General features: G+C 45.5%; 17 protein-coding genes and 1 pseudogene. 13 read left to right on the top strand and 5 right to left on the bottom strand.

Annotated elements, in window-relative coordinates:
• Positions 1-29 precede the first annotated feature (29 nt).
• Together L5M10_RS14840 and L5M10_RS14835 are read left to right on the top strand one after the other, a co-directional pair.
• On the top strand, positions 30-3,254 hold the full coding sequence (locus tag L5M10_RS14840; protein WP_263255485.1) for an efflux RND transporter permease subunit: 3,225 nt from the start codon (positions 30-32) through the stop codon (positions 3,252-3,254).
• Between the two features lie 171 nt (positions 3,255-3,425).
• Positions 3,426-3,749: an antibiotic biosynthesis monooxygenase family protein gene (locus L5M10_RS14835; RefSeq protein WP_025008611.1), complete on the top strand. Its 324-nt coding sequence runs from the start codon at positions 3,426-3,428 to the stop codon at positions 3,747-3,749.
• Between the two features lie 76 nt (positions 3,750-3,825).
• On the opposite strand, the gene mscL is transcribed toward L5M10_RS14835, so the two are convergent.
• The gene (mscL, locus tag L5M10_RS14830; RefSeq protein WP_105250328.1) at positions 3,826-4,236 is read right to left on the bottom strand and encodes a large-conductance mechanosensitive channel protein MscL; all 411 of its coding nucleotides are present in this window, start codon (positions 4,234-4,236) and stop codon (positions 3,826-3,828) included.
• A 203-nt stretch (positions 4,237-4,439) separates the two neighbouring features.
• Positions 4,440-5,384 (bottom strand): LysR family transcriptional regulator, encoded by a 945-nt coding sequence (locus L5M10_RS14825; RefSeq protein WP_263163689.1) that lies wholly within the window; start codon positions 5,382-5,384, stop codon positions 4,440-4,442.
• A 94-nt stretch (positions 5,385-5,478) separates the two neighbouring features.
• On the opposite strand from L5M10_RS14825, the gene L5M10_RS14820 reads away from it, so the two are divergent.
• The 5 genes and pseudogenes from L5M10_RS14820 to L5M10_RS14800 form a co-directional block, all read left to right on the top strand.
• Positions 5,479-6,537, top strand: coding sequence for an HlyD family secretion protein (locus L5M10_RS14820; RefSeq protein WP_263255484.1), 1,059 nt, complete (start codon positions 5,479-5,481; stop codon positions 6,535-6,537).
• A 1-nt stretch (position 6,538) separates the two neighbouring features.
• Positions 6,539-8,167 carry a DHA2 family efflux MFS transporter permease subunit gene (locus L5M10_RS14815; RefSeq protein WP_131524254.1) on the top strand — a complete coding sequence of 543 codons (1,629 nt, stop codon included), beginning with the start codon at positions 6,539-6,541 and terminating at the stop codon, positions 8,165-8,167.
• Between the two features lie 162 nt (positions 8,168-8,329).
• Complete coding sequence (locus L5M10_RS14810) at positions 8,330-8,785, top strand: GNAT family N-acetyltransferase (protein ID WP_131524255.1); 456 nt, start codon at positions 8,330-8,332, stop codon at positions 8,783-8,785.
• Between the two features lie 99 nt (positions 8,786-8,884).
• Complete coding sequence (locus L5M10_RS14805; protein WP_113939190.1) at positions 8,885-9,211, top strand: putative quinol monooxygenase; 327 nt, start codon at positions 8,885-8,887, stop codon at positions 9,209-9,211.
• 31 nt (positions 9,212-9,242) lie between these two features.
• A pseudogene (locus L5M10_RS14800) lies at positions 9,243-9,338 on the top strand (radical SAM protein); the annotation flags it as partial.
• Positions 9,339-9,611: 273 nt separating this feature from the next.
• On the opposite strand, the gene L5M10_RS14795 reads toward L5M10_RS14800, so the two are convergent.
• A complete protein-coding gene (locus tag L5M10_RS14795) occupies positions 9,612-11,249 on the bottom strand; it encodes a lactate permease LctP family transporter (protein WP_113939189.1) in 1,638 nt (545 codons plus the stop codon).
• 568 nt (positions 11,250-11,817) lie between these two features.
• On the opposite strand from L5M10_RS14795, the gene L5M10_RS14790 reads away from it, so the two are divergent.
• From L5M10_RS14790 to L5M10_RS14775, 4 genes are all read left to right on the top strand, one after another.
• Entirely contained in the window at positions 11,818-12,054 is a 237-nt protein-coding gene (locus L5M10_RS14790) for a thioredoxin family protein (protein WP_263255483.1), read from the top strand.
• A 448-nt stretch (positions 12,055-12,502) separates the two neighbouring features.
• The gene (locus tag L5M10_RS14785; protein WP_263255490.1) at positions 12,503-13,288 is read left to right on the top strand and encodes a DUF2927 domain-containing protein; all 786 of its coding nucleotides are present in this window, start codon (positions 12,503-12,505) and stop codon (positions 13,286-13,288) included.
• Between the two features lie 117 nt (positions 13,289-13,405).
• Entirely contained in the window at positions 13,406-14,845 is a 1,440-nt protein-coding gene (locus L5M10_RS14780; RefSeq protein WP_105250321.1) for an MBL fold metallo-hydrolase RNA specificity domain-containing protein, read from the top strand.
• Positions 14,833-14,976 carry a hypothetical protein gene (locus L5M10_RS14775; protein WP_263255482.1) on the top strand — a complete coding sequence of 48 codons (144 nt, stop codon included), beginning with the start codon at positions 14,833-14,835 and terminating at the stop codon, positions 14,974-14,976. Before L5M10_RS14780 ends, L5M10_RS14775 begins: the two co-directional genes overlap by 13 nt.
• Before the next feature lie 69 nt (positions 14,977-15,045).
• On the opposite strand, the gene L5M10_RS14770 is transcribed toward L5M10_RS14775, so the two are convergent.
• Both L5M10_RS14770 and L5M10_RS14765 read right to left on the bottom strand, forming a co-directional pair.
• Positions 15,046-16,401, bottom strand: a complete 1,356-nt coding sequence (locus tag L5M10_RS14770) for a flavohemoglobin expression-modulating QEGLA motif protein (RefSeq protein ID WP_263163680.1) — start codon at positions 16,399-16,401, stop codon at positions 15,046-15,048.
• A 541-nt stretch (positions 16,402-16,942) separates the two neighbouring features.
• Positions 16,943-17,119 carry a PA3496 family putative envelope integrity protein gene (locus L5M10_RS14765; RefSeq protein WP_006079984.1) on the bottom strand — a complete coding sequence of 59 codons (177 nt, stop codon included), beginning with the start codon at positions 17,117-17,119 and terminating at the stop codon, positions 16,943-16,945.
• Positions 17,120-17,443: 324 nt separating this feature from the next.
• Here L5M10_RS14765 and L5M10_RS14760 point away from each other — a divergent pair, with 324 nt between their 5' ends.
• Positions 17,444-19,597: a CHASE domain-containing protein gene (locus L5M10_RS14760; protein ID WP_173247621.1), complete on the top strand. Its 2,154-nt coding sequence runs from the start codon at positions 17,444-17,446 to the stop codon at positions 19,595-19,597.
• The gene (locus tag L5M10_RS14755; protein WP_105250317.1) at positions 19,594-20,028 is read left to right on the top strand and encodes a response regulator; all 435 of its coding nucleotides are present in this window, start codon (positions 19,594-19,596) and stop codon (positions 20,026-20,028) included. The genes L5M10_RS14760 and L5M10_RS14755 overlap by 4 nt, the downstream gene beginning before the upstream one ends.
• The last annotated feature ends 4 nt before the right edge of the window (positions 20,029-20,032 follow it).

Raw genomic sequence — 20,032 nt, 5'->3', positions numbered from 1 at the left:
TATGAGCGCCCTCATTTTGGAGATTTTCTATGTTGCAAAAGTTAATCGAAGCCGCGATTAAAAATCGGCTGTTAGTGGTATTGGCTCTGCTCGCCGTGATTGTGGGCTGCGTGGCCATGCTGCCTAAGTTGAATCTCGATGCCTTTCCTGATGTGACTAACGTGCAAGTGACCATCAATACTGCGGCCGAAGGCTTAGCCGCTGAAGAGGTGGAAAAACTTATCAGTTATCCGGTGGAATCGGCCATGTACGCCTTGCCAGCAGTGACTGAGGTGCGCTCGTTATCGCGTACTGGTTTGTCGATTGTGACTGTGGTATTTGCCGAGGGGACAGATATTTACTTCGCCCGTCAGCAAGTGTTTGAACAGTTACAGGCGGCGCGGGAGATGATCCCAAGCGGCGTCGGAGTGCCTGAAATCGGCCCGAATACTTCGGGATTAGGGCAGATTTATCAGTATATTCTGCGTGCAGAACCTAACTCTGGCATTAATGCCGCCGAGCTGCGTAGCTTAAATGATTATCTGGTGAAGTTGATATTGATGCCCGTGGGCGGCGTGACTGAAGTCTTGTCTTTTGGTGGCGATGTGCGCCAATACCAAGTGCAGGTCGACCCGAATAAACTGCGTGCCTATGGCTTGTCTATGGCGCAGGTGACCGAAGCGCTAGAGAGCAATAACCGCAACGCTGGCGGTTGGTTTATGGACCAAGGCCAAGAGCAACTTGTGGTGCGCGGCTATGGCATGTTGCCCGCAGGAGACGCGGGATTGGCGGCGATCGCGCAGATCCCTCTGACCGAAGCCAGCGGTACGCCAGTGCGTATTGGCGATATCGCTCAGGTGGATTTCGGCAGCGAGATCCGTGTCGGGGCAGTGACTATGACGCGCCGCGATGAATCTGGCCAAGTGCAAAATCTCGGTGAAGTGGTGGCTGGTGTCGTGCTCAAACGCATGGGGGCAAACACTAAGGCGACGATTGACGATATTGGTGCGCGGGTGAGCCTTATTGAGCAGGCATTGCCCGATGGAGTGTCCTTTGAGGTGTTTTACGACCAAGCGGATCTGGTCGATAAGGCTGTGACCACAGTGCGCGATGCGCTGCTAATGGCCTTTGTGTTTATCGTGGTGATCTTGGCGTTGTTCCTCGTCAATATCCGCGCGACCTTGCTGGTGCTGCTGTCGATTCCAGTGTCTATCGGGCTCGCACTTATGGTGATGTCCTATTATGGCTTGTCGGCAAACCTGATGTCGCTCGGCGGTTTAGCTGTGGCGATTGGTATGTTAGTCGATGGCTCTGTGGTGATGGTAGAGAATATTTTCAAACACTTAACTCAACCTGATCGCCGCCATTTACCCGAGGCGAGGGCGCGTGCCGATGGTGAGGATGATCCCTATCACAGTGAGGAGGATGGTGCTAAAGCCTGTGATGATGTCAGCGAATCGAATATGGTTATTCGGATAATGCTCGCGGCGAAAGAGGTATGTAGTCCAATCTTCTTCGCCACCGCCATTATTATCGTCGTATTTGCGCCATTATTTGCCCTTGAAGGGGTTGAAGGCAAGCTGTTCCAGCCGATGGCGGTCAGTATTATTTTGGCAATGATGTCGGCGTTGCTGGTGGCGCTGATTGCCGTGCCAGCCCTTGCTGTGTATCTGTTTAAGCGCGGTGTGGTGCTCAAACAAAGTGTGGTTTTAGCACCGCTGGATGCCGTTTATCGCAAGCTACTCACGGCAACGCTTGCTAGGCCAAAGGTGGTGATGCTCAGCGCTTTGGTGATGTTCGGCTTGAGTCTATTATTGCTACCAAGGCTGGGTACCGAATTTGTGCCTGAACTGGAGGAAGGCACGATTAACTTGAGGGTGACGCTGGCACCAACGGCGAGTTTAGGCACTTCGCTCCAAGTCGCACCTAAGCTTGAGGCTATTTTGCTAGCATTTCCCGAGGTGGAATATGCCCTGAGCCGCATTGGTGCGCCTGAACTGGGCGGCGATCCCGAGCCTGTGAGTAATATAGAAGTCTATATTGGCTTGAAACCGATAGCAGAGTGGCAGTCGGCAAGCTCGCGCTTGGAACTGCAACGCTTGATGGAGGAAAAGCTCAGTGTGTTCCCTGGACTCTTGTTGACCTTTTCGCAGCCGATTGCGACTCGGGTAGATGAATTACTTTCGGGGGTAAAAGCCCAGCTAGCGATTAAAATCTTCGGCCCTGATTTAGCGGTATTGTCACAGAAAGGCCAAGCGCTTACCGATCTCGTTGCGAAAATCCCCGGTGCCGTCGATGTGTCGCTTGAGCAAGTGAGCGGCGAGGCACAATTGGTCGTGCGGCCCAAACGCGAGCTATTGGCGCGTTACGGCATCAGTGTCGATCAAGTGATGAGCCTCGTCAGCCAAGGTATTGGCGGCGCGAGTGCAGGACAAGTGATCGATGGCAATGCCAGATACGACATCAATGTGCGACTCGCGGCCGAGTTTCGCCAAAGCCCGGATGCGATTAAAGACTTATTGCTCAGTGGCACAAATGGCGCCACAGTGCGTTTAGGGGAAGTCGCCAGCGTCGAAGTGGAAATGGCGCCGCCGAATATTCGCCGTGACGATGTGCAGCGCCGTGTTGTGGTGCAGGCCAACGTGGCGGGACGCGATATGGGCTCGGTTGTAAAAGATATTTATGCTCTAGTGCCAAAGGCGGATTTGCCTGCGGGATATACAGTGATCATTGGCGGCCAATATGAGAATCAGCAGCGGGCGCAGCAAAAGTTGATGCTAGTGGTGCCGATTTCTATCGCCTTGATAGCCTTATTGTTGTACTTCTCCTTTGGTTCATTCAAGCAAGTGTTGCTCATCATGGCGAACGTGCCCTTAGCTTTGATTGGCGGCATAGTGGCCCTGTATGTCAGTGGCACTTATTTATCTGTGCCTAGCTCTATTGGCTTTATCACTCTATTTGGGGTGGCGGTGCTCAACGGTGTGGTGCTGGTGGATTCGATTAATCAGCGCAGGCAAAGCGGCGAAGCACTCTATGATTGTGTTTATGAGGGCACAGTTGGGCGTTTGCGCCCTGTATTGATGACGGCACTGACCTCGGCCTTAGGCTTGATCCCGATTTTATTATCATCGGGTGTCGGCAGTGAGATCCAAAAGCCCTTGGCAGTGGTGATTATCGGTGGCTTGTTTAGCTCGACGGCGCTGACCTTACTCGTCTTGCCGACCTTGTATCACTGGCTATATCGCGGCGATAAGCGCATTGATGAGCTCGGTTAATCACAAGTAAGCCGTTATCGTGGGCAATAACTTGTTATGTTTCGGGTTATTGCCTTTCGTTGTAGGCAGGGTTATCACATAGACTAAAAGGCTTAAAATCAGTGAGCTAAAGAGTGATAGATGGGCTAGTCTTAGAGTCGACATTAAGGACATTCATTTCTGGAGAACATTATGATTGCGGTAATTTTTGAAGTCATCCCTACAAAGGAAGGGAAGGAAGAGTATCTGCACGTGGCGGCTGAAATGCGCCAATATTTAGAAGGCCGCAAGGGATTGATTTCGATCGAACGTTTTCAGAGCTTAACCGACGATGGCAAAGTACTGAGCCTGTCGTTCTGGGAGGACCAAGCTTCTATCACCCAATGGCGTAATCAGATGGCCCACAGCATTGCCGAGCAAACGGGTATAGTGCCTTGTTTGTTTAACTCTTATCGCATTCGGGTGGCAGAAGTAGTGCAAGATTACAGTGAAACTGTGCATGTTGAAGCTGAGTAATCACTTATCTCGCTGATGTAAAAACAAAACCCATCTCTAGAGATGGGTTTTTTATGCGTGACACTTAAGTTTGAGATTATTTTTCTTGTTGAGCTTTCAATAGATCGCGGATTTCAGACAGCAACTCTTCTTCTTTGGTCGGTGCTGGTGGCGCTTTAGGCGCATCTTCTTCCTTGCGTTTTAGGGTGTTAATGGCTTTTAAACCCATAAAAATGGCGAAGGCGATAATCGTAAAGTCGATAATAGTTTGAATGAATTTGCCATAGGCAATGACCACAGAAGGCGCATCGCCTTGAGCTGCCTGTAGCACTATGCTCAAATCACTAAAATTCACACCACCTAGGATGATGCCAATTGGTGGCATGATGACATCGGCCACGAAGGACGAGACGATTTTGCCGAATGCGGCACCTATGATGATACCAACGGCCATGTCGATCACATTGCCACGGGACGCAAAAGCCTTGAACTCTTTAATTAAGCTCATTAGGTTTCCTCCAAAATTGAGATTAAATGTTAAATTTTATTGTGCAAACTGTATCAGGAAAACCTAAGGTCTTTTGCAGCCTGTTACCTTGCCAAGCTTATAGGGGCTTATGGATTAAGGCAATTCTGACATAGAGGATTTATCCTCAAGGCAATGATTTTCACTTTACAAAGTAACAATTGTTACTGTTTTGGGTGTTCGATTTATTCATCTAGATCGGCATGGCCGATAAAATCAGGGACTTCTAAGACTTGCGATCCCCAACGTTTAAATAGGGAGCTATAGATGAATTCGATAAAGACGCGGTATTTTCGCGGTAGATACGCCCGCTGTGGATAGCTAAGCACTACCTTAGTTTGCACCATTGGATAGTCATCTAGTAGCGGGATTAAATCGCCTTTTTCTAATGCGACTTGGGCTATGATGGATGGCACTGCTGTGATCCCAAGCCCCGCTATGGCGGCCTCGCGAGCGAGGGTGACATTGTTTACCGTCAGTTGAGTCTTGGGCTCGGCGACAATCCAAGTTTTACCATCGAATAATTTCCACGCACCTTCGATATGCGCCGACTGCAAGCGAATCGCTTTATGTTTGGCTAAGTCCTGTGGCACCTTGGGTGTTCCATGGGCAGCTAAATAAGCTGGGCTTGCCATGAGCGATTTATGGGCGTTGACTAAGGCATAGCTTTGTAAGCGAGTGTCGCCAGAATCGGCAATTTGAAATAACAGATCGATGCCTTCTTCTATCACATCAACCTTTCGATTGGTGAGTTCAGCCTCTATGGTGATTTCGGGATAAAGCGTTAAAAACTGCGCGAAAATTGGCCCTAAAAACAATTGGCCTAATTCAATTGGGCAGACAATTTTTAGATTGCCTTTAATCAATTGCTGTTGGGCGGTGAGCTGATTTTCGGCGCTCTGCAGATCGCTGAGGATCTTATTGATCCTGTTGTAATAACTCGATCCTGCTTCGGTGAGTTTTAGGGCTCTGGTGGTGCGAAACAGCAGTTGTGTGCCAGTATCGGCTTCGAGCTCGGCTATCTTGCGACTGACGGTTGCCTTAGTGAGCCCAAGGGCTTTGGCGGCACCCGTAAAGCTACCTTGCTCGACCACTTGAGCGAAAATTTGCACGCGATTGAGATCCATCATTGTTACACCTGTGAAACAGTGGGTTGATTTTTTACTGACTAATAAACTTAGTGAGACAGTAGTACACTAGATATCACTAATCAAGGAGTCATTCATGTCCAAAAGTAAACTCATTATCGCCGTTCCACTGTTACTCGCTGCAGTTGCGGGAGGCGGTTATTACTGGTGGACACAGGTACGTTTTATCGAAACTACGGATAACGCTTATGTTGAGGCCGATATTTCCCATATCAGCGTTAAAGTGCCTGGCTACGTTGTGTTAAGCGATGTAACCGATAACCAGCATGTGCAAAAGGGTGAGTTATTAGCTCAGCTGGAAGATAACCAGTTTAGTGCCAAAGTGAGTCAAGCCGAAGCCTCACAGGCGAGTGCGAAGGCGGACTTGCAAACCTTAGCCGCTAAGGTTGAGTTGCAACGGGCTTTAATCACTCAAGCCAGCGCAGGCGTGGTGGCGGCAAAGGCCGATAAAATACGTGCACAACAACAATTGAGCCGTTCAAAAAAGCTTAAAGTCAGCAATTACAGTTCCCAAGATGATGTCGACCAACTACAGGCCGGATTTGATTCTGCCGCCGCCCGTCTCGATGAAGCTCAAGCCGTGTTAGTGGCAAAGCAACGTGAGTTAGCGGTTTTTAATGCCCAATTAGATCAGGCGGGTTCAGTAGTAGAGCAGGCCGATGCGACTTTAGAACTGGCGAAAATTCAATTAAATGATACCCGCGTGACCGCACCTTTTTCTGGGGTGATTGGTAAACGTGGCGCTATGGTGGGGCAGTATGTGCAACCCGGCCAAGCACTCTACAGTTTGGTTCCGGATGGGGCAGTGTGGATCACGGCGAACTTTAAAGAGACCCAGATCCAACATATGCAACCAGGACAGTCGGTGCAGGTCAGTCTCGATGCGTTTCCCGACAAAACCTTTATAGGTGTTATCGATAGTCTGTCACCGGCGTCCGGAGCCAAATTCAGTCTACTGCCTGCGGAAAACGCCACAGGTAACTTCACTAAAATCGTGCAGCGTATTCCCGTGCGTATTCGCTTAGATTTAACTGAGGAAGAAGCACACATGCTACCGGGCTTAAGTGCAGTCGTAAAAGTGGATACGGCATCTGAGTCATCAACATCGGCAATCGCTGCAAATACAGGTCGTTAGTATGAGCGCAACCGGCTCTATCACTGCGTCTGCCGATATGGAGGCGCAGGGCATCAGTGTACCTAGAAAGCCTACCGATTATGAGCGTGGCAGTCGCCGTTCATGGATTGCGGTATTTGGTGGTTTGATCGGCGCCTTTATGGCGATCCTCGATATTCAAATCACCAACGCATCGATGAAGGAGATTCAAGGCAGCCTTGGGGCAACGCTCGAAGAAGGCAGCTGGATTTCAACCGCGTATCTGGTTGCTGAGATGATCGCGATCCCGCTCTCTGGCTGGCTCAGCACAGGATTGTCGGTCAGGCGTTATCTGTTATGGACCACGGCTGCTTTTATCTTTGCTTCTGTGCTTTGCTCAATCGCGTGGAACTTAGAGGCCATGATCGCCTTTCGGGCGCTACAGGGTTTCTTTGGTGGTGCACTAATTCCGCTGGCCTTTAGGCTTATTCTTGAGTTTTTACCCGATAACAAACGTGCCGTCGGCATGGCGTTATTTGGCGTGACGGCGACTTTTGCGCCTTCAATCGGCCCGACCTTAGGCGGTTGGCTGACCGAGCAATTTAGCTGGCATTATCTGTTTTATATCAATGTGCCACCGGGTTTGTTGGTGATGGCCATGTTGGCCTACGGTTTAGAGAAGCAGTCGGTCGTTTGGGATAAGCTGAAGAATGTCGATCTGGCGGGCATAGTCACTATGGCGCTAGGGATGGGTTGCCTTGAAGTGGTGCTCGAAGAAGGTAACCGCAAGGACTGGTTTGGCTCGGAGCTCATTCGTAATCTGGCCATTATTGCCGTCGTGAATCTGGTGTTGTTTGTTTGGATCCAGCTAAGGCGTAAAGAACCGTTAGTGAATTTGCGCCTGCTCGGTAAGCGTGATTTTGTGCTCTCTACCGTGGCGTATTTTTTACTGGGCATGGCACTATTCGGCGCTATTTATTTGATCCCGCTTTATCTATCACAAGTCCATGATTACACACCGTTAGAAATTGGTGGTGTGATTATGTGGATGGGATTTCCGCAGCTATTGGTCTTACCCTTAGTGCCGAAATTGATGGAGCGCTTCGATAGTCGTTATCTCGCTGCTTTTGGCTTTTTAATGTTCGCCATTAGCTATTACATGAATAGCCAGATGACCGCAGATTATGCCGGACCGCAGATGATCGCTTCGCAAGTCGTGCGGGCCTTAGGTCAGCCTTTTATTCTGGTGCCTATTGGTATGCTTGCGACTATGCATTTAAAACCCCATGAAAATGCCTCGGCATCGACGGTATTAAACGTGATGCGTAACTTAGGTGGTGCTTTTGGTATCGCGCTGGTGGCGACCCTGACTGACACTTTGTCGCGCGGGCATTTGGCTCATATTAAGGAATCTTTACCCGCAGTGAGCACGCAAGCACAGGATTATTTAACCCAAAGCGCAAGTATGTTGCAGGCGGGAGGTTCAGATCCCTATACCGCCGCCGCGCAGGCGAAAGCCTTGCTGGGCAAAACCATGAGTCAGCAAGCTTATATTCAGGCCTATAACGATGTGTTTTACATCATGGGCGCTCTGCTACTCATCGCCGTATTCGCTGTGCTGCTGATCCGTAAACCGACAGGGCCTGTGGCCCACGATGCCATGGTTGAGTAATAACGTTTTTCGTTATCCTGTTGTCGCCATAGATTTCCCCAGATCTATTGGTTTGCGCAACAGCTTTGCGCCTTAGTCCTCGCGGATTAAGGCGCTTTTTTATGGTCTTTATGCTGTGGTAGACTCAAAGTTCTTTTTCGATGATTTGCAGAGGGATATCGTTTGCAGTGGCAAAATCTTACATTTAATCAATTAAATGCCAATAGGCTATATGACATATTGAAGCTAAGAGTCGATGTGTTTGTGGTAGAGCAGGCCTGCGCTTATCCTGAGCTTGACGATAAGGATAGGCATCCAGAAACCCAGCATTTGATCGGTTTATCGCCAGACGGGGAACTGCTTGCCTACGCGCGTATTTTGCCGCCGGGGTTGAGTTATCCTGAGGCGAGTATCGGCCGTGTGGTGGTATCGCCAGCGGGTCGAGGCAAAGGGCTAGCCATGCCTTTAATGCAGCACGCCATTGAATCAGCACTGACGACTTGGCCCGATGCGGGGATCCAAATTGGCGCCCAAGATTACCTCAAAGCTTTCTATCAAAAACTCGGCTTTGTCGCCTGCTCTGAGATGTACTTAGAAGATGGTATTCCCCATTTGGATATGCGCTATCAATCAGCATAAGCGGCTATCAATATGAGTTATCTACATCAATTATCAACATAAGCGATCAACAAAAGCTAGGCATATAAACATTCAACATTAAGCCAATAAGGAACTGAGATGTCGACTTCAACGGACTATAGAATCAATCAACAGCAAATTGCCTGCGTGGCGAGTTTTCTGGCTAAAGAGGGCAAAACCGAAGCACTAATAGCTGCGCTCGCGAGCCTTATTCCTGATACGCGCCGCGAAGCGGGTTGTATTCGTTACGAACTCAATGTGAGCCGTGATGAACCACGCCGCGTGACGTTTGTAGAAAAGTTTGTCGATATTGCCGCCTTTGATGAGCACTGCGCTAAAGATGCGATTCAACACTATTTCCACCAAGTTATGCCCGAATTAGTCGAGTCATACCATGTGGAAACCTATCATCAAGTGATTGTTTAACCATGAGATAAACGATTAGGAGCTTGCAGTGTTGATTAACGCTATCGAGCCAGTATTTAGATCTCTATCTGAATGGAGCTCATTGATACTGCAAGTGACTAATGGCCGCAGCTGGAACCATTGCACTTTAACTCTTTAGTGCTAAAGGGTGTATTAGTAAGGATAAGGCAAAGTTGCTGGCTTAAGTTGCATTTGTCATCAATGTACCGAGTAGTTATCTACGACAAGAATGACAACCTAGACTTTGATTGTATGACTTCACTGGGATTAATAAAGCTGCCTTGCTACTTTGCTTAATTGAACCCATTCGAATTTCATCGCAGAGTGAGTTTTATATCCATTCCAATCTAAAAAGCCGAGTGGTTTATCACTCGGCTTTTAATATATCTTAGATATCGCTTTATTTAGTGAAAAACACTAATGTCCAAGGGACTACGTATGCTTGGAGTACTGTGATCACGCCAATGAAAGTACAGAAAAATAGACTGTGCTTTAGCGTAAAGCGGAAAAGATCTGATTCTTTACCTGCCAATCCCGTTGCAGCGCAAGCAACGGCAATAGATTGTGGCGAAATCATTTTGCCCGTTACTCCTCCCGTAGTGTTTGCGGCGACTAATAACTCCGGTGTTACACCTATTTGGTTTGCTGTATTGGCTTGCAGCGCGCCAAATAGGGCATTTGATGAGGTGTCTGAACCTGTTAAAAACACACCTAACCAACCTAAGAATGGTGAGAAGAAGGGGAATGCCACGCCAGTGCCAGCGAGCACGAGTGCTAAGGTTGAAGATAGACCTGAATAGTTAGCGACAAAGGCAAATGCTAATACTAATCCAATCGACAATATCGGGAATTTTAATTCAATTAAAGTGTCTTTAAAGGATGTCAGTGCATTACTTACTGACATTTTAAGGACCACAATTGAGATCATTGCTGCGATTAAAATGGCTGTTCCAACAGCGCCTAATAAATTAAGTTTATATATTGCTGCATAAGGGGTTTCCTTAGCGACAATAGGTGCACTTTTGATAACGAGATTATGTAAGTAAGGTACTTCAATACTGATAGTGGCAAAACTTAATGCCAGTTGTACATCTTTAAGACTCCACAGGGTTACAATCGCTGTGAGAATAATAAAGGGAGACCATGCTTTAAATATCTGGCTATTAGAAAAAGTAGATTTAGGGGTAGTAACTCTTTGTTTCATTCCTGAGAAAGTGAATATTTCTTTTGGTTGCCAGACTTTTAAAAATAACGTTAAACAAATTAGACTGACTAACGCCGAAGTAATATCGGGTAATTCGGGGCCGATAAAGTTTGAGGTCAAAAATTGGGTAATCGCAAATGAAACGCCTGCTACTAATGTTGCGGGCCAAGTTTGACGTATTCCCCTGATGCCATCCATCATTGCGATGAGCCAGAAGGGGACAATAATCGATAAAATTGGCAACTGACGGCCAGCGAGTTGTCCAATATGGAATGGATCTAGTGATGAAACCTGACCCGCTACGATAATTGGGATACCCATAGCTCCAAAGGCGACGGGTGCCGTATTTGCGATTAAGCAAAGTCCTGCTGCATACAATGGATTGAATCCAAGCCCGACAAGTAACGCAGCTGTAATAGCAACAGGTGCACCAAAACCCGCAGCACCTTCGAGGAAGGCTCCAAATGAAAAGCCAACCAATAGCATTTGTAATCGTTGATCTTCCGTGACTGAGATGACTGACGAGCGAATAACCTCAAATTGACCTGTTTTAACGGTGATTTTATATAAAAATACTGCGGTAATAATAATCCAAGCAATTGGCCATAGCCCATAACTAAAACCATATATAGCAGAAGCAAGCGCGATACTAATAGGCATTTTGTAGGCGAGTATCGCGACTGCTAAGGCAATTAATAAGGTTAATGCTCCAGCGATATAGCCTTTAAGTTTTAACACAGTTAAGGCTAGGAAGAAAAACACAATAGGCAGTAAAGCAACCATTGCGGTTAGCCACAAGCTACCGAGTGGCGTGTATGTTTGGGTCCAGGTCATAGGGAGGTTTCCGTAATTGTTATAATATGTTGATAAATCGTGTCGCAGCCGCAACATAGCAGATACTAGTGTTTAGTGATGTAGGATCAATCTTAAATGTTGTAATAAGTGATATGGGTCACGAGATGTGTGGATAAATGATGACGGGGAAATGCCTAAATAATAATCAAGTAAAATATTGCCTGTTTTAGCTATATTCACCAATCATCTAATTTAGGTTGTATTAATATTTATTGTGTTATCAAGATTATTTTTTGTGAGTCGTGAAATTAACTAGAGTATTGTGATTTTATGAAAAACTAGGCTGTACTGGTTTAGTTTTTTGGTAGTGTTTATAACAGATGGTATATAAATATTTGTTTATCTTTAGATATAGAAATTAATAGCAATCAATGCAATGCAACTAATAATGCAGTTATCTTATTGTGGCCTGAATTGAGCTATAGATGTTGCCATACTCTTGTCTATGAGTTTGCTTGGCTGGAAATTTACCTTGCTATATGTGGCTGCGAGTATGACAGTAGGTTGAAATTTTTAATTTTGCAGCACAGTTCGTTAAGGAAGTAACATGAAACAAGTCAAAGTATTAGGCAGTGGTTGCGCTAAATGTAGCAAAACCGCTGAGATGATTGCGGACATATCAGAAGAAATGGGTGTGGATGCGATTGTAAAAAAGGACACAGATCCTCAAAGCCTATTGAAATTTAAAGTGATGAAAACCCCAGCGGTAGTGATCGATGGTGAGCTCATACATAGCGGCTCAGTACCGACGCGCGATGAGGTTGAGGGGTGGTTAAGGGACTAAGCTGTTGTAAATACAGGCTCATATTAGTGAGTTCGCTGAATAGTTGCACGGATTATGCTCGTTAGAAAGCGCTTAAGCTAAAAATGCACACCATTGTCATCCTGAATCCTTGGCAATGGTGGTGTAATATCATCAGTATACGATTAATGATTTCAAATAAAATTTGTTTAAAAACAATGTATTGATGCTGCGTGGTAATTTATTATGGGGTTTTATTGGCTATTGTTTAGTCGGCATTGCATTATCTGGGCGAGTTTATTAAGTCTATGTTGTATGAGGTTGTTTGCAGATTTCGACTTCTTTTATCAGTATCACTGCTATGATTTTGATTCAGTGACCTCGTCAAGTTGCGGGATGAGTGCCAATGCAAAAGTGGCTTAGGGTATTAACACGTTTCTACAGTTGGTTATTTTTTACTGCACGTCTGTTTCGTTTAGGGCTTTTTCTAATGCTAAGTTTATTCGCTTTGCCTTTGTTTGCTGCTCAAACATCTCCCAGATTAACCCAAGTATTAACGCCCGCTACGGATTGGAAAAACTCCGCTTATATCACCCAAGCATTTAGTGACGTCGCCCTACAAAATGAGTATGACCTTGCTAAACATAGCGTGCGTAAGTGGCGCATACCGGTACGAGTGTTTATTGAGCATCAAGTGGGTGATAAGGCGCTCCACACTCAATTAGTTTTGATGCACTTAACACACTTAGGCCAGATCACTGGCCTCGATATTCAACGGGTAGATACGCTCTCTGAGGCGAATCTGCACTTAGTTTTTACCCGTCAATCCCTATGGGCAAGTGAGGTGATGCGCTTAATGGGACCGAGATCGGCGAAAAATGTCCATGGTTCTGTGTGTATGGCAAAGTTTGCTCTCAATTCACGGCAAGAGATTGAACGTGCTTGGATTATTATTCCTGTAGATCAAGCCAAAATGCACGGTAAGTTAGTGGCTTGCGTAGTGGAAGAGATTACTCAAGTGCTTGGTTTACCCAATGATTCAGAGAAAGTATTTCCCTCCATCTTTAACGACAAAACCCCGCAGGACTTACTCACCGGGCTTGATTTCATTTTGCTTAAATTACTCTATAGCCCAAGTATTAGCGCTGGAATGACGGCCGCAGAGGTCAAGCAGCCTTTGCAGATCTTGCTCGAACAATGGCTGCGCGATGGCACTATTGCTAACGCTGGCAAAACGGTACGTCAAGGTCAGTTGTACCCATTGTTAGGTTATTGATGACTAAGCATTACAGCTAAAGTTGACATTGCTCGCACGTGACTAATTAATCCTTTTTGTTTTAGGAATAAGGGCATAGTCTATCTTTATATGAGATAAACACCTTGGAGGGACACCATGCGAATGACATTGCAGTTTTTAGGGGCGACAGAGGAAGTGACGGGTTCGTGTCATTTACTCTCGGTTGATCATGAACACTTATTGCTCGACTGTGGTTTGATCCAAGGCGGTAAATCTGATGAGTTGCGTAATCATGATCCCTTCGCATTTGATCCTGAGTCTATTTCTGCTGTCGTGCTTAGCCATGCCCATATCGATCATTCTGGGCGTTTACCACTCTTAGTCAAAGCGGGTTTTGATGGGCCTATCTACACCCATAAAGCCACGGCAGAGCTGTGCGCTATCATGCTCAAAGATGCGGCTATGCTGCAGACCCGCGATACCGAAAGAGTCAATAAAAAGCGTGCTAAACATGATCTTGAACCCCTAGAACCGCTATTCACCGTTGAAGATGCTGAACTCGCGATAACTCAATTTGTACCATTGGAATATGGTCAAGTGACTCGGGTTATTCCCCATGTGGATATTTGCCTCTCAGATGCAGGGCATATTTTAGGTTCCGCCTTAGTCGAGTTGTGGTTAGGTGAGGGCAAATCCCAGAAGAAAATCGTCTTCAGTGGCGATCTTGGCCGTGCAGGTATGCCGATTTTACGTAATCCTACCTTAGTGGATACGGCAGATTTAGTCTTAATGGAAAGCACCTATGGCAATCGTTTTCACCGCAGTTGGACGGATACCTTAGCTGAATTGAAAGCCATTTTTGCTAAGACAGTCAACGAGAGCCAAGGCAATATATTGCTCCCTGCTTTTTCGGTTGGACGAGCACAGGAGTTATTATATCTATTTCATTTATATGCTAAAGAATGGGATCTCGGCCGTTGGAAAATCTGCCTAGACAGCCCGATGGCAATTGAGGCGACCCGCGTCTACGTTAATAATTATCCGCTGATGGATGAGGACTTTAAACGCTTTACCCGCCAACATCCTGGGCAGCATCCGTTGTTGTCGAATGTCGAATTTATCCAAACGACCGAAGAGTCGATAGCGCTGAACGACGTGCATAAGGGATTGATCATTATCGCAGGGAGCGGCATGTGTAACGGTGGACGTATTCGTAGCCACTTAGAGCATAATTTATGGCGACCAGAATGTGATGTGATTATTTGTGGTTATCAAGCGCTTGGAACACCAGGGCGTGCCCTCGTCGATGGCGCTGAGGAACTGTCTATTCATGGTAACAGCATTAAAGTCGCGGCTAAGTTACACACAGTGGGTGGACTTTCAGCCCATGCGGATCAAGCAGAGTTATTACGTTGGTATCACCATTTTGAAGGCCAGCCGCCGTTAATTTTAGTCCATGGAGAACCCGAGGCGCAGCATGGATTAGTCGATGTGATTAACCAAGATCCTCAGACTAAACCAAAGGCTATAGCAATTGCGACCCAGGGTGATCGATTGGATTTAAATGCACTGCCGCAGTTAGTGTGGAAGCCTTAAAAGATTTGAAAGTACAAGTTCAAAAGTTGGGTGGAAATGCCATTATCTTCTACACGTGTGGCAAAGTGAGTTATCCTGCCTGTGAGTTGTATTTTGAATGTAATGGTGAAGGTTTTTCTATCGAAGATTAGCGTTTAGTTTTATAAAAAAGCTCACATAGTTGTGAGCTTTTTTTATTTTAAATCAATCTAGTTACTGTATTAGTCCGAGTTGTTGTCAAATTCAGTATCATCGAGTAACTCAAAGGCGGGGACGACATTTGGTACGTCTTTAAATAAGCGAGTGAAATGGCGCTGTACACCTTTCAAATCGATTCCTGCTAAACCTGATGCAAAACCAAACCAAGCATAAAGGCCACTAAAGTTATCAAACATGGGCGGTAGATATTTAGGCGTAGTTAGAATGCCCTCTTGGCAAGCTTGGTATAACACGGGGATATCTTCAATCGCCAATTTACCGAGGAATAGCATAGGAATGAGTTCAGGAAGGCCTGAGGTGATGGCGCTGCGGATAAAGTTAATGTTTTCCACATAGCCACGCACATAGGAAATATCCTTAGTGAAGAAACTCCCGCCTTCCACCATACCACCACGGAAAACCCTTTGGGTGACACGGTAACTGTCTGTCGCACTTAGATTCAATCCTCTGAAATAATTGAATACCTCTATAAAGTCAGCACCATTTTCAGCCATATCGACCGCGGCAACACGGTCACTAATTCGCCGAGCCCGTCCTGGATTTGAGCTTAGCGTCAGCATTTCCAGTAAAACGGCTAGACCTTCTTGGGTTGCTGCTACGCGCGGAGAACCGACACTGAGCCAAGTGGCGTGGGGTTGTGCTCGGCCGTTTAGCGTCGTGCCAACATGCACCCAACCTTCGTGAACTTCATATACATTAAGATCCGATTCGCTGAACATTGCTTTGCTATTGAGCTTAACGGTATCGCCACCGACTGCAGCGTCAGAGACGATACCGTCACTAAGGCGTACACGCATATCATCGCTATGGAAGTACTTTTCTAAACGTTGGCTGAGCACGTTAACCGCTTCTGGCGCGCTAATAATTTTAGGGTGGTGTTTATTCATGTGCCTCGCCGCGGGCAGCGAGAAAATGTAGCTGAGTTTATCGCCTAACTGGCGCAAGGTATGGCGATCGCCATGCAGTTTATGGCTAGCACTGCCGTACAATTCTTGGCTGAGCTTACCAAAGGTTGGCGTGCCTCTGCTCCCCAACATATCAATGACAAGGCGATACTGATCGACGTTTGCCACTAATATCTTGCCGAGTTTGTCTCGTTTACCCAAACGTCTATGGATGTCCTGCTTTAGGGAGGCTAGCTCAGCTTGGGTTTTAACAGGATCAAAAGGTAAAGCAATGTTTTGATAAAACTCTTGCTTGATAGCCGGAAGTACCGTGCCCTTATTGGAGAGAAAACGTTCCTCCATTTCCCGCGGCCATTTTATGGCATCTAAGATTTTTATTGGCGTTTGAATGCGAATTAATTCATCGGAAAAACGGCGTAGATCTTGTTGATATTGGGCTAACGACTCAGACATTCCCGTATATCCTGCAGGTAATTTCAGCGAGAGAGATGTGGCTAATCATAGCCTTAAACCTCATTTATTCATATTGATTCGCAGGCTAGCGGAGAAAATATACCGATTAAATAAATTAGCTGTTATCGATTTTGTGAATCATTTTGGTGCACTTGTTATAATTCTAGCGCTATGTCTATGGGACATAAATAAGTAACCATCTGTTTAATAATATTTTATTGATATGACATTAAAGCTGCTTTGTTCTTGATATAGAAATAGATTGATTGGAGCAAAACATGACAGCGATGAGTTATTTGAGTGTGCTAAGGCTGAATGCTTGTTAATCAAAACTCAAGCTGACAAGAGTGGTAAAAATGACAGTGATGACGCGATATTAAATCTGGAGGTTAGTGAGCTAGAGCAGAGTCACACCCAGCACTGTTGGCTGGGTGAGATATTCGATTTTAGTGGGCCAAAACTCAGTGAGTTCGAAACAAATGATCACCGACTGAGATCATCATCCCATCATTTTGACCACTAGATAGCGAGATAGAATTGGCTAGAAAAAATCGTCATCTCCTAATGCACGTTTTAACTCCGCCCGCTCGAGGTAGTCTTCTAAACGCTTTTTGACTTCGCGTCTATGCTGCATTGCCTCGGCGGCTTTGCTGTTTCTTGGTGTGGTCATTGCCTCAAGTTCAGTATCGTTGGGCACGACTTCAGTAATATGAGCCATAACGAATTCCTCTTGTTGTTCCTAACGACTTTCTAACTAAAAAGAGTATGGTAGAAAAGCAAATAATTTTGTGAGTTAGGGTGAAAAATTCTTCCCGTGAGTCGGATGATTCAGCTTACTGCTGTTTGGCGTAGGCCCGAGACAGCAATTGAATATTTGATTAATTTAGTTTTTGCTTATTTTGTGATTAAGAGCACGGTATAGTCATAGATATATTCGGGTTAATTCCGAGTTAAATAGTAGGATAAACTTGAATTTAGTCATAATTACAACAACACTTGTACCAGTGTTTGTTGTTAATCGTTTGCTAGGGAATTGGCTTACATGGACAAGGATCAGTTTTCTAAATCACTCCCCCCATCTAATAATATCTACTTTAGCGTGCTGAGCTCTAGCTGGCTGATGATAGTGGCTGCCTTACTTTTCATGGGGATCTCTTGGTATGTGCTTGAGCAATATCTTAGGGATAGAGGTGAAGAGCGTTTCGAAAATAGCGTTCAAGAATTAACAGAAGCCGTAAATCGCAGAATGCTTGCCTATGAACAAGTCTTGCGTGGTGGCGTTGGCTTATTGTTATCGTCGAGTAATGTGACACGTCAGGAGTGGCAAACTTATGTCATCAATGCTCATTTATCTGAGTATTACCCAGGTTTTCAAGGTTTTGGCTATGCTCAGTTACTTCAACCTGAAGCATTAAGTGCACACATCCAACAAGTTCAAGCTGAAGGTTTTAAAGACTATAAAGTTTACCCAGAAGGAACGCGTGATCAGTATTGCGTGATTGTGTACTTAGAACCCTTTGATTGGCGTAATCAAAGAGCCTTGGGTTATGACATGTGCTCCGAGTCTAATCGATATAAAGCCATCACTCGCGCTATTACCACTGGACTGCCGACAGTTTCTGGCAAAGTCGTATTAGTTCAAGATACATCTGATGATGCGAAAGCGGGTTTTTTAATGTATTTACCGCTTTATCAAGGCACCACAACAACAGAGGCTGAGCGTAAACAGCACGTGTTTGGACTTGTGTATGCAGCGTTTAGGATGGATGACCTCATGCAAGGGATTATGGGGGAGCGATTCTCAGGCTTGAAACTTGCCATTTATGAAAGTCCGCAGGCAAGCGCTGACAGTTTAATGTTTACCAGCAGCAAAGTGGCCCCGAATGAGCAGGATGTGTTTTATCACTCACAGACTGACTTAGTTGGAGGGCAGTTGTGGCGCTTAGACATTTCATCACAATCGCGTTTTATCTCGAGAGCGGAGCAGACCCAAGGTATGTGGCTCCAATTTATCGGTTGTGGTTTTATTTTGGCATTGTTTTACTCAGTGTTAATTATGGCGCGTAATCGATATAAGGAGTCTTTACTGACTTCAGAGTTAATTGCTAACGAAAAACGCTTTAGATTAGTAATTGAAGCCTCTCCAAGTGCGCTATTTATGGTGGATAAATCTGGATTTATTACTTTAGTGAATACCCATGCTGAACGTTTGTTCGGCTATACCAGAGACGAGTTACTCGGTCGTTCCATCAATATGTTATTGCCCGAAACCCTAAGGGATGCTCATCAGCAGCACATGAGTAACTATTTAGTGCAGCCTATTGCGAAAAATATGTCGATGCGGGATGACCTGTTTGGCTGTTGCAAAGATGGTAGTCGACTCGCAATTGAAGTGGGATTGACGCCTATTCATTTTAGTAATGGCATTTCTATTCTCGCGACAATTAACAATGTCTCTGAACGTAAACGAATTGAAGTTCAGCGTGCAGAACATATGCTTGAGCTTGAGCGTATCAATCAAGAATTAGACAGGTTTGCCTATATTGCTTCCCATGATTTGAAATCCCCCTTACGTGGTATCGAGCAGCTAACCTCTTGGTTATCTGAGGATTTAGTCGATAACACCAATGAAAATGTACAGAAATACCTAGGGCTTATCCAAAGTCGTATTCATCGAATGGTATTATTACTCGATGGACTATTGATGTTTTCTCGGATTGGTCGTGTTGATACCGAAACTACTGAAGTGAAAAGTCGGCAACTGGTTGAAGACATGTTTGCGCTCGTCGCGCCGCCACAGGGATTTGAATTAGTCCTAAAAGGTGAATTTCCAAATTTTTATACCGTAAGACCATTGTTGGAATTAGTTATACGAAATTTAATCAGTAACGCCATAAAACATCATGACTTAGGTACAGGTGTGATTACGGTTTCATGTGAGGCGGTTGATCAGCAGTATCGATTCAGTGTGATAGATGATGGTCCGGGGATATCAAGCTCATATCATGAAAAAGTCTTCGAGATGTTTCAAACACTTAAACCAAGGGATGAAGTTGAAGGCAGTGGTTTAGGCTTATCACTTGTGAGGAAAACGGTTGAAAGTTTAGGTGGAGAGATTCAGCTTAAATCGCAGGGCCGAGGTTGTTGTTTTTGCTTTAGTTGGCCTAAGAAAATAGTGAAAAAGGAGCTTCTATGAGCGCAGCAAATCACTATCAACAGGTCACCATTTTATTGGTTGATGATGATGACGTGGATTACATGGCCGTGCAGCGGGCGATGAGACAATTGAGGTTACTCAATCCCTTAGTGCGTGCTCGGGATGGGATCGAAGCATTAACTATTCTAACGAGTTTAGACACGATCAAAGGCCCGTATCTTATTTTGCTCGATCTTAATATGCCAAGAATGAATGGGTTTGAGTTCCTTGAGCGAATACGTTCAGATCCTTCTCTTTCTTCGTCTGTCGTTTTTATGCTCACCACGTCGAGTACCGATGAAGATAGGATGAAAGCCTATAGCCATCATGTGGCTGGTTACATGGTTAAAACTGATATGAAAGACGGTTTTAACAATATTTTTAATATGCTTGAAGGTTACTGGCGAATAGTGGAGCTCCCATCCGCATAAGGTG

The organism is Shewanella sp. SM32 (genome assembly GCF_025654235.1).
In the GTDB taxonomy this organism is placed as follows: domain Bacteria; phylum Pseudomonadota; class Gammaproteobacteria; order Enterobacterales; family Shewanellaceae; genus Shewanella; species Shewanella oncorhynchi.
Note: the sequence above shows the minus strand (reverse complement) of the source record. Positions and strands in the feature narration are given on the sequence as shown.